Origin of the sequence: Thioalkalivibrio thiocyanodenitrificans ARhD 1, from assembly GCF_000378965.1 — a bacterium.
GTDB lineage: Bacteria > Pseudomonadota > Gammaproteobacteria > Ectothiorhodospirales > Ectothiorhodospiraceae > Thioalkalivibrio_A > Thioalkalivibrio_A thiocyanodenitrificans.
The window spans coordinates 2,414,258-2,428,803 of record NZ_KB900536.1 but is presented as its reverse complement, the minus strand read 5'-3'; the positions used below and the strand labels follow the sequence as shown (position 1 = coordinate 2,428,803).

The following is a 14,546-nucleotide window of genomic DNA, read 5'->3' as shown; positions in this document are numbered from 1 at the left end:
CGGCCCTCAGGGGTGACGCAGGGCGTCGCCTTCCTGGATGGGCCGGGTGGATTCCATGACCAGGGCGTAGCTCACCTTCTCGAAGGTGCGAAACACCATCATCAGTCCGATGCGCTCGTCGGGCAGCGTCACCGGCTCACCCCGTTGGCTCGCGAACTGGTCCTGCACCACGCGGCCGCTCTGGTAGGTGGCCAGCACATGGCCCTGCTCGATGCCGTCGCGCTCGCCCAGGTTGATCACGCACACCTGGAAACGGGCGATCTGGCTGATGGCGTCGAACAGGGAGATGACCCGGCCGTCCGCGTCCCGGGGCGGGGAGTGGGGGGTGAATACGAAGTCCTGGTCACCGTTATGCAGGGGCAGCAGGCGGTCCCCCTTGAGGGCCTCCCGGTCGCTGCGGGTAATGATCAGGGTCGCCGGGTCGCCGCCGCGCACCACCTCGGCATCACCGACCGGGATGGCTTCGAAACCCAGGAACTCGTCCGTTTCCGGATCCCGCAGTTCGACGCCCTTGCGGAAGATGCCGTAGCGCTCCTCCTCCATGGCCTCCGGCATGCCGCGTACATAGACCCGGTCATTGGCACCGAACACCAGGCGGTCGTCCTGGGAGGCGAGCAGATAGGCGGCCTGATCCAGCTCCTCCTCGGTCACCACCCGCGGACGCATCAGGAACTGATGGATGCTCTGGATGGGCACCTCCGCGGCCGGGGGCAGCGGTTCGGTACGAATCCGGGGAGACAGGCGCTCGGTGGGGCGGACCCGCGGACCGCCATCCACGGTCAGCCGGGGCTGTCCATCCACGTAGTACAGGCTGATCACATCCCCGGGATAGATAAGGTGGGGGTTGGCGATCTGGGGGTTCACGTACCAGATCTCCGGCCAGTACCATGGATCATGCAGGAATGTACTGGAGATGTCCCAGAGGGTGTCACCGCGCTGCACCACATAGCGCTCCGGTGCATTCTCGCGGATCGCGGGGGCCGGGTTCGGGGCCGGCTCCGGGGCCGGCGCGGGACGCGCGGCCGTCGGTGCGGGGGCCGGTTGCGGCGCCGCGGTGGGTTCGGGGGCTGGGTCCGGCGCCTTACTGGCGCATCCGGCGCCCAGTAACGCTAGAATACACACGGCGGCGGACACCCTCCGTGCGGTGCGAGGCGAAATATTGGCGGACATCATTCCCCCTGTCAGTCGCTTGTTCTATGGCGCCGGCTCCTCGGCACCCTGTTCCGGCCAGCTTGAATAGCCCTCGGCTGACCACATTATATTAGTATGATCACTACATTAGCAGAAAAACTTGCACTACTGCACGAATATCCCCCAGAGACGGACGAACAGCGGATAAGCGGTCATGGCCAAACTTGAAATCCTTCATTTTCCCGATCCCCGACTGCGCAAACGCGCCGTGCCGGTGGAAAAAGTGGACGACGACATCCGCCGGCTGGTGGACGATATGCTGGAAACCATGTACGAGGCCCCGGGCATCGGGCTGGCCGCGACCCAGGTCAACGTACAGCGCCAGGTCATCGTCATCGACATCTCAGAGAACCGGGATGCGCCCCTCGTGCTGATCAACCCGGAGATACTCTCCCGGGAGGGCGAGGAGGAAATGGAGGAGGGCTGCCTGTCAGTGCCCGGCTATTACGAGACCGTGCGGCGCGCCGACCGGGTGCGGGTGCGCGCCCTGAACCGCGATGGAGAAGTCTGCGAGATGGACGCCGACGGCCTGCTGGCCGTATGCATCCAGCACGAGATGGATCATCTGGACGGCAAGCTGTTCGTGGACTACCTCTCGCCGCTCAAGCGCAGCCGCATCCAGAAGAAGCTGGAAAAGCTGGCCCGCCAGGGCAACCTGCCCAGGAACATCGACCGCCAGCACGCCATCTGACATTAAATTCTCGCGGTTACGACCCCGAGGCCTAACCTTGCCTTCGACCCCCAAGCTGCGCATCGTCTACGCCGGCACGCCCGAGTTTGCGGTGCCGGCACTTCAGGCGCTGATCGACTCGCCCCACGAGGTGGCGGCGGTCTACACCCAGCCGGACCGGCCGGCCGGCCGGGGGCGAAGGCTCATGCCCGGCCCGGTGAAACGGGTCGCCCTGGAGCACGGCATCGCCGTGGAGCAGCCCGAGCGCCTCAAGTCGGCCGATGTGCAGGAGCGGCTGCGGGGCTACGCGCCGGACGTGATGGTGGTGGCGGCCTACGGGCTGATCCTGCCGAAGGCGGTGCTGGACATCCCCGAGCACGGCTGCCTCAACATCCACGCCTCCCTGCTGCCCCGCTGGCGCGGTGCGGCCCCCATCCAGCGCGCCATCCTGGCGGGCGACACCGAAACCGGCGTCACGCTCATGCAGATGGCGCCGGGCCTCGACACGGGCGACATGCTGATGAAGGCCCGCACGCCCATCGGCCCGACCGACACCGCCCAGGATCTGCACGATCGCCTCGCCATCCAGGGAGCGGCCCTGCTGCTCACCTGTCTTGAGGCCCTGGTGAAGGGCCGTCTGGAGCCTGAGCCGCAGGACGACTCCCTGGCCACCTATGCCGGCAAGCTCAGCAAGGCGGAGGCGCAACTGGACTGGTTCCTGGCGGCAGCGACGCTGGACCGGCAGGTGCGTGCCTTCAACCCGTGGCCGGTGGCCTTCACCCACCTGGACGACCAACCCCTGCGCATCTGGCAGGCACGGCCCGTGGCCTCGCCGGTCACCGCGCCCCCCGGCACCGTGGTGGCCGAGGGCCCGGTAGGCATCGACGTGGCCACCGGCGATGGACTGTTGCGCCTCACACGGGTGCAGTTCCCCGGTGGTCGGCCACTGGATGCGCACGAGGTGCTCAACAGCCGTTCCCTGCTCGGGGAACGGCTTGAGAAGTGGGAAGTGTGAATCGGAAAGTGGGAAATCGATGTGGGAGCAGCGAGGAGGGAACTGCGGGGACACATGACTTTCTGGCCCCGTCCAGTTCACTCTTCCCACTTCCTCACCGCCAGTCTGAATGTACCCGCAGGGGCGAAGCAGTACACTAGGATCACACTTCGCCTCGATTTTTCCCACTTCCCAATTCAACCCTCCCACTTCCAAACCGTGTCTCCCCGCCAGATCGTCCTCAATGCACTCAAGCAGGTGATGCTCAACGGCAGTTCCCTGTCCGATGCGCTGCCGCCGCTGCTGGCCCCGCTCGCGCCCCGGGACCGGGCCTTTGCCCAGGCCCTGTGTTTCGCCACCCTGCGCTGGCATCACCAGCTCGAGGCGCTGACCGGGATCCTGCTCAGCAAACCTCTGCGCGCCAAGGACCGGGACGTGGGCCTGACCATCGAGATGGGCCTGTGCGAACTGCTGCACCTGCGCACGCCTGACTACGCTGCCATCCGGGAAGCCGCCGGGCTCGCCCGCGGCCTGGGCAAACCCTGGGCCGTGGGGCTCGTGAACGCGGTGCTGCGCCGGGCGCAACGGGAAGGCGCGGCACTGCAATCCGCCATCAACCGGGAACCGGCGGCACGCCTGTCGTTACCCGGCTGGCTCCTGTCGGCACTGCAGTCCGCATGGCCGGATGACTGGGAGGCGGTCGGCGAAGCCCTCAACCGGCAGGCACCCATGACCCTGCGGGTGGACCTGTCCCGCACCACCCGGGAACAGCACGCGGCATCCCTGACGGCGGCGGGGATGCAACCCCGGGCGCACTTGGCGGTGGCATCGGCGCTGACGCTGGAAACGCCCGTGGACGTGGCGCAGCTGCCGGGCTTTGCCGAGGGCCTGGTGTCGGTGCAGGACGCCGCCGCACAACTGGCCGCGCCCCTGCTGGAGTGCCGGGCCGGCATGCGGGTCCTGGACGCCTGCGCGGCGCCCGGCGGAAAGACGCTGCACCTGCTGGAATCCGCGGGCGGGGCACTGGACCTCACGGCGCTGGACGTGGATGCCGAACGCCTGGAACGGGTACGCGAAAACCTGGTGCGCGCGGGCCGCCGTGCGCGCCTGGTGGCGGGCGACGCAGCGGTCCCCGGTGCCTGGCACGAGGGCGGCCCCTATGATCGCATTCTCCTGGACGCACCCTGTTCCGCCACCGGCGTGATCCGCCGTCATCCGGACATCAAGGTGCTGCGCCAGAAATCGGACATCGCGCCCCTGGTGACACGCCAGGCACAACTGCTGGCGGCTCTCTGGCCCCTGCTGGCCCCGGGGGGTATGCTTCTGTATGCAACGTGTTCCATGCTGCCGCAGGAAAACGCAGGCCAGGTACGCGACTTCCTGCGCGCCTATCCGGATGCGGAGGAGGCCCCGATCTCCGGCGGCTGGGGGCGCCCCGGGTCGCCTGGTCGCCAGATCCTCGCCGGAGAGCAGGACATGGACGGCTTTTACTATGCCAGGCTGAGAAAGACTTGATCATTGCCCCCCTACATCCCCTGCGCCTCACGGGCCTGCTCCTCGCGGGATGGCTGATAGCGGGCTTCGCCGGGCCGGTCGAGGCGAAGGAAGAACCGCTGTTTTCCGTGGATTTTGCGCGCACACAACTGGTGGATGGAGTGTATCAACTCAATGCGGGCATCCGGTACCAGTTGAGTCCCGCGCTGAGCGACGCGCTGCATAACGGGGTGGCCCTGGTGTTCGAGGTCCAGGTGGACGTCCATCGTGTGCGCGCCTGGTGGCTGGACGCCCACGTGGCCACGGTCGTCCAGCGCTACCGGCTGGAGTATCACGCCCTCAGCCGCCTGTATCTGGTCACCCATCTCAATACCGGTGTGCAGCACAGTTTTTTTCGATTCTCCTCGGTGCTGGCGTTTCTCGGTGAGCTGGAGGCCCTGCCCCTGATGGACGCCAGCCTCCTGAACCGGGAGAGTCAGTATGACGGCCGCCTCAGGGCACGGATCGCCGTCGACGCCCTGCCCCTGCCCCTGCGGGTGCGGGCCTATCTGTCCCCGGACTGGAGTCCGGTGAGTGATTGGTACACATGGTCGCTGCGCTGAAACGTCTCTCGCTGGGTCTGCTGCCCATGGCGGTGATCTTCGTGCTGCTGCTGGGGTCGCTCTACGTGATGGGCGACGCGGCGCGCAACTCCGAGCGGTTCGAACGCCTCTACATCTGGCTTCTGCTGCTGAACACGCTCGGGCTGGTCTTCCTGTCCGTGCTCATCGGCACCAAGGTGTATCAGGCCGTGCGCCAGGCGGTGAACCGCGAACCCGGTTCACGGCTCACCCTCAAGCTCGTGCTGATCTTCGTGGTGCTGGCCCTGGCGCCGGTGTCGATCGTGTATTACTTTTCCATGAAATTCCTGGACGAGGGCATCGACAGCTGGTTCGACGTGCGCGTGGAGAAGGCCCTGGAGGACGCCCTGGAGTTGTCGCGTTCCTCGCTGGACCTTCGAACGCGACAGCTCACGCGCCAGACGGAGGGGCTGGCCGAGGAACTGGTGGACGTGTCCGACGCCCTGGCCCCGCTGACCCTCAACGACCTGCGCCAGCGAAGCGGGGCGAGCGAGTTGACGCTCATCGGCAGCAACAACCGCATCGTCGCTTCGAGCATCGGGGATACAGTGCGCAGACTGCCCAGTCTCCCGAGTCCGGAGGTCTTCCTGGTGCTGGCCCAGCGGCAGAACTACGTGGCGCTTGAGCCGGTGTACGACACCGGCCTCTATATCCGGGTGGTGGTGCCGGTGGCCGCGCAGCGCCCGGGCAGCGAGGGCCGAATCCTGCAGGCCATCTATCCGGTGGAGGGCCGCATGAGCGCGCTGGCGGACAGCGTCCAGGACGCCTTTTCCGAGTACAAGGAATTCGCCTATCTGCGGGCACCGTTGAAGCAGAGCTTCGCCATCACCCTGTCACTGGCCCTGCTGGTGTCCGTACTGGCCGCGGTCTGGGCGGCATTCTATTCGGCGGGGCGGCTGGTGGCGCCGATCCGCGAGCTGGCGGAAGGCACGCGGCGGGTCGCGGCAGGGGAGTACCACAAGAAACTGCCCGTGAGCCAGCGCGACGAGCTGGGATTCCTCGTGCGCTCCTTCAACGCCATGACGTCCACGCTCGCGGCAACCCGGGACGAGGCGGAACGCAGCCGGCGCCTCGCCGAGAGCCAGCACGCCTACCTGGAGACCGTCCTGCAGCATCTGTCATCCGGCGTGGTCACCCTGGATCCCCAGCGGGTGCTGCGCACCGCCAATGCCGCCGCCGCGCAGATCCTGGAGGCGGACCTTACGAACCGGATCGGGCACAAGCTGGCGGATATCGGTCTCGAGAACGCGCTGGTCCAACGATTCAACGAGCAGCTCACCAGCCTCCCCCGGGAGGAGGACGAGTGGCGGGCGCAGATCACCGTGTTCGGCAGCGGCGGGCGCAAGGTGCTCATGTGCCGCGGTGTGGCACTGCCGACCGGCAGCGGCGCCCACGGCGGAGTGGTGATCGTGTTCGACGACATCACTGCACTGCTGCAGGCCCAGCGGGATGCCGCCTGGGGCGAGGTCGCCCGGCGGCTGGCCCATGAGATCAAGAATCCGCTTACGCCCATCCAGCTTTCCGCCGAGCGCCTGCAACGCAAGCTGCTGCCCGGCATGGACACCGATCAGGCCCGGGTCCTCCAGCGCGCCACCCATACCATCGTGCAGCAGGTGGAAGCCATGAAGGCCATGGTCAACGCCTTCAGCGACTACGCGCGCACGCCGCACATGTCCGTACACCCGTTGAGTCTCAACGACCTCGTGCGCGAGGTGGCGGACCTGTACGGCAACGACAGGCACCGCCTGACCCTGACCCTGGCGGACGAACTTCCCGACATCCAGGCGGACGCCGGGCGCATGCGCCAGTTGCTGCACAACCTGATCAAGAACGGCCTGGAGGCCCTGGAGGGCGTGAAGAATCCCCGCCTGGAGATGGAGACCCGCTGTGTCCAGGAGGCCCGCTGCAGCGTGGTGGAACTGTCCGTGCGTGACAACGGACCCGGCGTACCGGAGGAGTTCATGCCCCGGCTGTTCGAGCCCTATGTCACCAACAAGCCCAAGGGCACGGGCCTGGGGCTTGCCATCGTCAAGAAGATCGTCGAAGAGCACAACGGCATGGTGTGGGCCGAGAACCGGCAGGGCGGTGGCGCATGCGTCACCATCCGCCTTCCCATCAGCAGCGAGGCCGCGGCCGAGCGTCACAGCGCCCGGGAGGCCGGATGAACGAACCGACTATCCTGGTGGTGGACGACGAGCCCGATATCCGGGCCCTGGTGCAGGAGATACTCGAGGACGAGGGCTACCAGGTGGAAGTGGCGGCCACCCTGGCCGAGGCCCGGGAACGGCGCGGCGCCCGGACTCCTGACCTGGTCCTGCTGGACATCTGGATGCCGGACGGCGACGGCATTTCACTGCTCAAGGAATGGCAGGAGGGCGGCAGCCTGGAGTTCCCGGTCATCATGATGTCCGGACACGGATCGGTGGAGACCGCCGTGGAGGCGACACGGCTGGGGGCCTACGACTTCCTGGAGAAACCCCTGTCACTGGCCAAGCTGATCCTCACCGTATCCCGGGCACTGGAAGCGGACCAACTCGCCCGGGAGAACGTGGGCCTGCGCCAGCAGCTGGAGCGCGCCGCCTATCCCGAGGGAGAGAGCGCGTTGATGCAGGACCTGCGTGCTCAGGTGCGGCGCATCGCGCAGCACGACACCTGGGTGCTGATCAGCGGTGAAGCCGGCGTCGGCAAGCAGACATTCGCCCGCTATCTGCACAGCCAGAGCAGCCGCCGGGCACATCCCTTCGTCGAGGTGGCGGTAGCCTCCCTGGCGCCGGACGAGTCCGCCGTCGAACTGCTGGGACAGGAACAGGGCGAGCGGGTACGCCAGGGCCTGCTGGAGCGCGCCAGCGGCGGTGTGCTGTTCCTCGACGAGGTGGCCGACATGGACCTGCAGATCCAGGGCCGCCTGCTCAACGCCCTGGAGCAGAGACGCATCAACCGGGTGGGCGGCAGCGAGCCGGTGGCCGTGGACGTGCGCGTGGTGGCCGCGACCCAGAAGGACCTGGAAGCATTGGTGCGTGAGGGCGCGTTCCGCGAGGACCTGTTCTATCGCCTGAGTGTCGTGCCCCTCGATATTCCGCCGCTTCGCGAGCACCGGGAGGACGTGCCGGTGCTGGTGGAACATTTTGTCGCCAGCCTGCACGAACGCGAGGGGTTGCCGCTGCGGCATTTCGCACCCGACGCCATGCAGCGCCTGCGCCGCCACGAATGGCCCGGCAACGTGCGCGAACTGCGCAGCGTGGTGCAGCGCCTGCTGATCCTGGGCAGCGGCGAGGACGTCAGCGGCAGTGAAGTGGAGTTCGCGCTCTCCGGCCGCGGGCTGCGCGGTCCGGCCGAAACCGCACCGGGCGCGATCCCCGTGGACCTGCCGTTGCGCGAAGCCCGGGAGGAGTTCGAACGGGGCTACCTGCTGCATCAGCTGGAACGGGCCGAGGGCAACATGACGCGACTGGCGGAACGGGTGGGTCTGGAGCGCACGCACCTGTACCGCAAGCTTAAGGCCCTGGGCATCGAACCGCGCAAGACGCGCGGTGATGGCTGATAGAATGCGTCGCCGAACACCTTTCGCGAGGAATCGCGCTTCATGAAGATCATCATCCTTGGCGCCGGGCAGGTGGGTACATCCGTGGCCCAGAGTCTCTCCCACGAGGCCAACGACATCACCGTGGTGGATGTCCGCGGCGACATCCTGCGTGAACTCCAGGCGCGCATGGATCTCAGGGGGATCGTCGGCGTGGGTTCTCACCCCGATGTGCTGGCACAGGCCGGCGCCAGGGACGCGGACATGATCGTCGCCGTCACCAACAGCGATGAAACCAACATGATCGCCTGTCAGGTGGCCTACACCCTGTTCCACACGCCCACCAAGATTGCCCGGGTACGGGCCTCCGAGTACCTGTGTCACAGCAGCCTGTTCTCCCAGGAAGCCCTGCCCATCGATGTGCTGATCAGCCCGGAGGAACTGGTCACCACCTACATCCAGCGGCTCATCGAGCACCCCGGCAGTCTGCAGGTGCTGGACTTCGCCGACGGCCGGGTACAGCTGGTGGCCGCCAAGGCCTACTACGGCGGGCCGCTGGTGGGACACGAACTGCGTGAACTGTCCGAGCACATGCCCGGAATCCAGACGCGGGTGGCGGCCATCTTCCGGCGTGACACGCCCATATTCCCCGAAGGCAGTACGGTGATCGAAGCCGACGACGAGGTGTTCTTCGTCGCGGCCAAGAAGAACATCCGCGCCATCACCAGTGAACTGCGCAAACTGGACAAACCCTACAAGCGGGTGATCATCGCGGGCGGCGGCAACATCGGCAGGCGCCTGGCCCAGGCGCTCTCCGGCAAGTACCAGGTCAAGCTCATTGAGCGCAGCCGGGAGCGCACCAGGGAACTCTCCGAGATTCTGGAGAACGTGATCGTGCTGCGCGGCGACGCCGCCGACGAGGATCTGCTGCTCGAGGAGAACATCGACAACACGGATGTCTTCTGCGCACTCACCAACGACGACGAGGCCAACATCCTGTCGGCCATGCTGGCCAAGCGACTGGGCGCCAGGAAGGTGATGTCCATCATCAATCGGCCGAGCTACGTGGACCTGGTCGAGAGCGGCGCCATCGACATTGCCATCTCGCCGCAGCAGGTGACCATCGGCGCCCTGCTCGCCCACGTGCGCCGGGGCGACGTGGTGGCCGTGCACAGCCTGCGGCGCGGGGCTGCCGAGGCCATCGAGGCGGTGGCGCACGGGGATTCCAAGACATCCAAGGTGGTGGGCCGGCGCATCGACGAACTGAAACTGCCCCGGGGCTGCAACATCGGCGCGCTGGTACGCGGTGACGAGGTGATCATCGCCCACCACGACACCGTCATCGAGGCGGAGGACCACGTCATCCTGTTCCTGGTGGACAAGCGCCGCATCAACGAGGTCGAGCGCCTGTTCGCGGTGAGCGTCACGTTCCTATGAGTGGCAAGTTGCAAGTTGCAAGTTGCAAGGGAGGCGCGCGCAAGCGCGCGTTTTGCTGTCCCTTGCCACTTGCCACTTGCCACTTGCCACTGCCTTCATGCAGATAACAGTCATCCAGCGCATTCTCGGCCTGTTGATCATGCTGTTCAGCATGGCCATGCTGCCGCCTGCCGCGGTGGGGTTGTACTACGGTGAACAGGCCATGTGGCCGTTTCTGGAGGCCTTCGGCATCCTGCTGCTGACGGGTCTGGTGATCTGGGTGCCGGTCTACAGGGTGCGCAAGGAACTTCGCCTGCGTGACGGCTTCATGGTCGTGTTCATGTTCTGGATGGTGCTCGGCGTGTTCGGCGCCCTGCCTCTTTACCTGGACGAATCGCTGGCCATCTCCGTGACCGATGCGGTGTTCGAGTCCATGTCCGGGCTCACTACCACCGGGGCCACCGTGATCTCCGGACTGGACGACCTGCCACGCGCCATCCTCATATATCGCCAGCAGCTGCAGTGGATGGGTGGCATGGGCATCATCGTGCTGGCGGTGGCCATCCTGCCGATGCTGGGCGTGGGCGGCATGCAGCTTTACCGGGCGGAGATGCCGGGGCCGGTGAAGGACACCAAGCTCACCCCGCGCATCACCGAGACCGCCAAGGCCCTGTGGTACCTGTATCTGGGGTTCACCGTGGCCTGCGCGACGGCTTACTGGGCCGTGGGCATGGCGCCCTTTGACGCCATCGCGCACAGCTTCTCCACGGTGTCCCTGGGCGGCTTTTCCACCCATGATGCGAGCATGGGACACTTCGACAGCGCGGCGGTGGAGGCGGTGGCGGTCACGTTCATCCTGCTGGGCGGCGTGAACTTCGCATTGCATTTTCTCGCATGGCGCGGGGTGACCATCGCGCATTACTGGCAGGACGCGGAGTTCCGTGCCTACGTGACCATCGTCGCCACGGTGTCCGCGATCAGCGTGGGCTATCTCTATTACACCACCACAACGGCAGGCTGGAGCGACAGCCTGCGCCAGGGGATCTTTCAGGCGGTCTCCATCGGCACCACCACGGGCTTCACCACCACGGATTACTACAACTGGCCGGGCTTTCTGCCGGTACTGCTGATCCTCACCAGCTTCGTGGGTGCCTGTGCCGCCTCCACCGGCGGCGGCATCAAGGTCATCCGCATCCTGCTGCTGCTCAAGCAGGGACAGCGCGAGGTGCTGCGCCTGGTGCACCCCAACGCGGAGATCGCCGTCAAGGTGGGCCGCAGCGCCCTGTCCAGCCGCGTGGTCGAGGCGGTGTGGGGGTTCTTTTCCGCCTACGTGGCGGTGTATGTCATCATTCTGCTGGCGCTCATGGCCTCCGGCCTGGACCAGGTGACGGCGTTCTCCGCCGTGGCGGCCACCCTGAACAACCTCGGGCCCGGCCTGGGAGACGTGGGCCCCCACTACGCGGACATCAACGACTTCGCCAAGTGGATGCTGTGCCTGGCCATGGTCATGGGCCGCCTGGAGATCTTCACCGTGCTGGTGCTCCTCACCCCGGCCTTCTGGCGCAGTTGAACCCGGGAAATCGCCGTGCGAGACGCATGACCGACACATTGCGCGACAAATGGGATGCCCGTTACCAGGACGCGGACGTGGCGCGGGCCACACCCTGCCGGGTGCTGGCGGAATTCGGGCATCTGCTGCCCGCCGCCGGACGCGCGCTGGACGTGGCCGCCGGGCTCGGGGGCAACGCGCAGATGCTGGCCGGTCTGGGACTCGAAACGCAGGCCTGGGACATCTCGCCGGTGGCCGTGGACAAGCTCAACCGGCACGCGCACACGCGCGGGCTGCCGCTGGCCGCGTCGGTCCGGGACGTGGAGAACGCTCCGCCCGAAAAGGGTACCTTCGACGTGATCGTGGTGTCCTATTTCCTCGACAGGACCCTGGCCCCCGCGCTCCGCGAGGCCCTGCGGCCCGGGGGCCTGCTGTTCTACGAAACCTTTACCCGCGAGAAGGTGGACGATGCGGGGCCGTCCAATCCGGACTTCCTGCTCGCCCCCAACGAACTCCTGCACCTGTTCTCGCCCCTGCGCCTGCTGGCCTACCGTGAGGAGGGCGTGGTGGGCGATGTCGGCCGCGGCCTGCGCAACGTGGCGTACCTGGTCAGTGTACGAGAGGGGTAAGGGGTCAGGAGGGAGGGGCAGAGGCGGTTGGAAGAAAGAGTTGCGAACGCCGCTCGGGGACCGCATGGGCACGCTTCGCTTTGCCCATCCTACGGCTGCCACTGGCTTACCGGGAAGAGGGCGCGGTGGAGGATGTCGGCCGGGGCCTGCGCAACGTGCGCCCAATTCACCTCACTTCCGCGGGTCGGCGCCGGTTTTCACTTTCATCCTTCATCCTTCATCCTTCATCCTTCATCCTTCATCCTTATACTTGTCCTCATGACCATGATCGAGAAATTCCAATCCATGCTCGATGCCGGGCAGGACAATGCAATGCTCCGATTTTCCCTGGGCAACGCGCTGCTGGCCGAGGACCGGGCCGCCGAGGCGGTGCCCCACCTGCGCGCGGCCCTGGGTCACGATCCCAGGTACTCGGCGGCCTGGACGTTGCTGGGCAAGGCACTGGCACAATGCGGCGAACATCAGGCCGCCGTGGAGGCCCTGGATGAGGGGATCGCCGTGGCCGAGGCCCGGGGCGACAAGCAGGCATCCAAGGAGATGCAGGTCTTCCGGCGGCGCTCGCTGAAGCAGCTGGGCGGTGCCGATGGCTGAGGCGCCGGCCGGCCCGGCCCCCGAAGCGTATCGAGCGCCGTTTCACGCAGGCCTCCTTCATCCCCGCTACTGGCCCACCTGGCTGGGGCTGGGGGTGGTGGCGCTGATCAGCATGCTGCCGCGCCCGCTGGTACGGGCCCTGGGCCGGGGGCTCGCCGTCCTCATGTGGCGTTTCTCCGCACGGCGGCGGCACATTGCTTCGGTCAATCTGGCACTGTGTTTTCCGGAGATGGATGCAAGCACCCGTGAGCGGTTGCTGCGCGAACACTTTCGCATCACCGCCCAGTGTTTCCTGGATTACGGGATGCTGTGGTTTCGCGGTCCCGGGGTGCACGCGCAGCGGATCCGCCTGACGGGGGAGGCACACTACCGGGCCTGCCGGGAGGCGGGGCGGCCGGTGATCATACTGGCCCCCCACGCGCCGGCCCTGGATTTCGGCGGGTTGCGCATGAGCCAGATCCACGACGGCGTGTCCTTCGCGAAGCCCATGAAGAACCCCGTGGTGGAATGGATCAATCACCGCAGCCGTACCCAGTACAGCGGCGACATCTTCGCCCGGGCGCAGGGCCTGCGCCCCGCGCTTCGTCATATCCGTCGGGGGCGTTTCTTCTACTACCTGCCGGATGAGGACCTGGGTCCGGAACATTCGGTTTTCGTGCCGTTCTTCGGGGTGCCCAAGGCCACGCTGCCTGCGCTGGGAAGGCTCGCGAAGCTCACCGGCGCCGCCGTGCTGCCGAGCCTGAGCATTTACCGGCCGGATGAGGACGTCTACGAGATGCGCCTGGAGCCACCCATGGGGGATTTCCCGAGCGGCGACGCGCAGGAGGACGCGCGGCGCATGAACGAGGCGATCGAGGCGGTCGTGCGCCGCGATCCCGCCCAGTACCTGTGGACACTCAAGTTCTTCAAGACGCGCCCGGCGGGAGAAGGCAACGTCTATTGAAGTGGGAAGTGTGAATCGGGAAGTGGGAAGAGAAACCAGACACCCTGCTTCCTACTTCCCGATTCACACTTCCCACTTCCTGGAAAACCGCTTATAGCTCCACACGTATTGCTCCGGACACTTGCGCACCAGCGTCTCCACCGCCTGGTTGATGGCGGTGGCGGCGGTTTCCGGGTCTTCGCTGTAGAGGCCCCCGGGGGCAGGGATGGCGTGGTAACGATAGCCGCCGCCCCGGGGCAGGCGTTCGGCGAAACCGAAGACCACCGGCGTGCGCGCGGGGCCGGCGAGGCGGGCAAGCAGGATCATGGTGTAGGCCGGCCGCCCGAAGAAGGGCGCAAACACGCCGCTGGCACCCTTGGGGGTCTGGTCCGGCAGCATCCCGATGTATTCGCCCTGCGCCAACGCCCGGCGCAGGGCCTTGATGCCGCTCGGCGTGGTGGGCACCAATCGCGCGCCGGTGGCCTCCCGCGAGGCGCGCAGCAGGGCGTCCAGGGCCCGCATGCGCGGCGGCCGGTACAGGCTGGTCATGGGCCCCAGGGTGGCCAGATGCAGGCCGGCGAACTCCCAGCTGCCCAGATGGGGCGAAACCAGGAACGCACCCCGGGATTCGGCCAGGGCACGATCCAGATGGGCCTGACCCTCAATGCCCCGAAGCAGGGCCCGGATACGTTCCGGCCCGGCGCGCCAAAGCCAGGGGGCCTCGGTGAGCGCCTTGCCGGTCTCCATTAGACTGGCCCGGGCCACACGCCGGCGCCAGGCGTTATCCTGTTCGGGAAAGCACCGGGCCAGGTTTGCTTCGGAGATGCGCCGCAAGCTGTTGGGACAGACCCAGGCAAGCCAGCCCAGGGTCCCGCCGACGGCATGGTTCCATCGCAGAGGCAGGCGGGCCAGCAGGCCGAGCAGCGCGCGAAGCAGCAGGCCGCCCATCG

13 protein-coding genes are annotated in these 14,546 nt (G+C 66.8%); 11 read left to right on the top strand and 2 right to left on the bottom strand.

Annotation, left to right across the window (positions count from 1 at the left end):
* Positions 1-6: 6 nt before the first annotated feature.
* Entirely contained in the window at positions 7-1,170 is a 1,164-nt protein-coding gene (locus THITHI_RS0111510) for a LysM peptidoglycan-binding domain-containing protein (RefSeq protein ID WP_051079996.1), read from the bottom strand.
* A gap of 175 nt (positions 1,171-1,345) precedes the next feature.
* On the opposite strand from THITHI_RS0111510, the gene def reads away from it, so the two are divergent.
* The 11 genes from def to THITHI_RS0111455 all read left to right on the top strand — a co-directional run bounded on the left by def (position 1,346) and on the right by THITHI_RS0111455 (position 13,617).
* On the top strand, positions 1,346-1,882 hold the full coding sequence (def, locus tag THITHI_RS0111505; RefSeq protein ID WP_018233244.1) for a peptide deformylase: 537 nt from the start codon (positions 1,346-1,348) through the stop codon (positions 1,880-1,882).
* A gap of 37 nt (positions 1,883-1,919) precedes the next feature.
* Positions 1,920-2,876, top strand: a complete 957-nt coding sequence (gene fmt / locus THITHI_RS0111500) for a methionyl-tRNA formyltransferase (protein ID WP_018233243.1) — start codon at positions 1,920-1,922, stop codon at positions 2,874-2,876.
* Between the two features lie 198 nt (positions 2,877-3,074).
* Complete coding sequence (gene rsmB / locus THITHI_RS0111495; RefSeq protein WP_156820530.1) at positions 3,075-4,370, top strand: 16S rRNA (cytosine(967)-C(5))-methyltransferase RsmB; 1,296 nt, start codon at positions 3,075-3,077, stop codon at positions 4,368-4,370.
* On the top strand, positions 4,367-4,951 hold the full coding sequence (locus THITHI_RS0111490) for a DUF4390 domain-containing protein (protein ID WP_018233241.1): 585 nt from the start codon (positions 4,367-4,369) through the stop codon (positions 4,949-4,951). The genes rsmB and THITHI_RS0111490 overlap by 4 nt, the downstream gene beginning before the upstream one ends.
* Positions 4,936-7,134 carry a sensor histidine kinase gene (locus THITHI_RS0111485; protein ID WP_018233240.1) on the top strand — a complete coding sequence of 733 codons (2,199 nt, stop codon included), beginning with the start codon at positions 4,936-4,938 and terminating at the stop codon, positions 7,132-7,134. Before THITHI_RS0111490 ends, THITHI_RS0111485 begins: the two co-directional genes overlap by 16 nt.
* Positions 7,131-8,510 carry a sigma-54-dependent transcriptional regulator gene (locus tag THITHI_RS0111480; protein ID WP_018233239.1) on the top strand — a complete coding sequence of 460 codons (1,380 nt, stop codon included), beginning with the start codon at positions 7,131-7,133 and terminating at the stop codon, positions 8,508-8,510. The genes THITHI_RS0111485 and THITHI_RS0111480 overlap by 4 nt, the downstream gene beginning before the upstream one ends.
* A 42-nt stretch (positions 8,511-8,552) precedes the next feature.
* On the top strand, positions 8,553-9,926 hold the full coding sequence (trkA, locus tag THITHI_RS0111475; RefSeq protein WP_018233238.1) for a Trk system potassium transporter TrkA: 1,374 nt from the start codon (positions 8,553-8,555) through the stop codon (positions 9,924-9,926).
* Positions 9,927-10,023: 97 nt separating this feature from the next.
* On the top strand, positions 10,024-11,475 hold the full coding sequence (locus THITHI_RS0111470; RefSeq protein ID WP_018233237.1) for a TrkH family potassium uptake protein: 1,452 nt from the start codon (positions 10,024-10,026) through the stop codon (positions 11,473-11,475).
* Between the two features lie 26 nt (positions 11,476-11,501).
* On the top strand, positions 11,502-12,083 hold the full coding sequence (locus THITHI_RS0111465; protein WP_018233236.1) for a class I SAM-dependent methyltransferase: 582 nt from the start codon (positions 11,502-11,504) through the stop codon (positions 12,081-12,083).
* 258 nt (positions 12,084-12,341) lie between these two features.
* Positions 12,342-12,674, top strand: a complete 333-nt coding sequence (locus THITHI_RS0111460) for a tetratricopeptide repeat protein (protein WP_026186283.1) — start codon at positions 12,342-12,344, stop codon at positions 12,672-12,674.
* Entirely contained in the window at positions 12,667-13,617 is a 951-nt protein-coding gene (locus THITHI_RS0111455) for an LpxL/LpxP family acyltransferase (protein ID WP_018233234.1), read from the top strand. The genes THITHI_RS0111460 and THITHI_RS0111455 overlap by 8 nt, the downstream gene beginning before the upstream one ends.
* A 63-nt stretch (positions 13,618-13,680) precedes the next feature.
* Here THITHI_RS0111455 and THITHI_RS0111450 read toward each other — a convergent pair whose 3' ends face one another.
* Complete coding sequence (locus THITHI_RS0111450; RefSeq protein WP_018233233.1) at positions 13,681-14,544, bottom strand: lysophospholipid acyltransferase family protein; 864 nt, start codon at positions 14,542-14,544, stop codon at positions 13,681-13,683.
* Between the last annotated feature and the right edge of the window lie 2 nt (positions 14,545-14,546).

What these genes read in the sequence shown, in the direction of transcription:
- THITHI_RS0111510 (WP_051079996.1), bottom strand. Translation starts at nt 1,170, where the DNA reads ATGTCCGCCAATATTTCGCCTCGCACCGCACGGAGGGTGTCCGCCGCC.
- def (WP_018233244.1), top strand. Translation starts at nt 1,346, where the DNA reads ATGGCCAAACTTGAAATCCTTCATTTTCCCGATCCCCGACTGCGCAAA.
- THITHI_RS0111485 (WP_018233240.1), top strand. Translation starts at nt 4,936, where the DNA reads ATGGTCGCTGCGCTGAAACGTCTCTCGCTGGGTCTGCTGCCCATGGCG.
- THITHI_RS0111480 (WP_018233239.1), top strand. Translation starts at nt 7,131, where the DNA reads ATGAACGAACCGACTATCCTGGTGGTGGACGACGAGCCCGATATCCGG.
- trkA (WP_018233238.1), top strand. Translation starts at nt 8,553, where the DNA reads ATGAAGATCATCATCCTTGGCGCCGGGCAGGTGGGTACATCCGTGGCC.
- THITHI_RS0111470 (WP_018233237.1), top strand. Translation starts at nt 10,024, where the DNA reads ATGCAGATAACAGTCATCCAGCGCATTCTCGGCCTGTTGATCATGCTG.
- THITHI_RS0111465 (WP_018233236.1), top strand. Translation starts at nt 11,502, where the DNA reads ATGACCGACACATTGCGCGACAAATGGGATGCCCGTTACCAGGACGCG.
- THITHI_RS0111460 (WP_026186283.1), top strand. Translation starts at nt 12,342, where the DNA reads ATGACCATGATCGAGAAATTCCAATCCATGCTCGATGCCGGGCAGGAC.
- THITHI_RS0111455 (WP_018233234.1), top strand. Translation starts at nt 12,667, where the DNA reads ATGGCTGAGGCGCCGGCCGGCCCGGCCCCCGAAGCGTATCGAGCGCCG.
- THITHI_RS0111450 (WP_018233233.1), bottom strand. Translation starts at nt 14,544, where the DNA reads ATGGGCGGCCTGCTGCTTCGCGCGCTGCTCGGCCTGCTGGCCCGCCTG.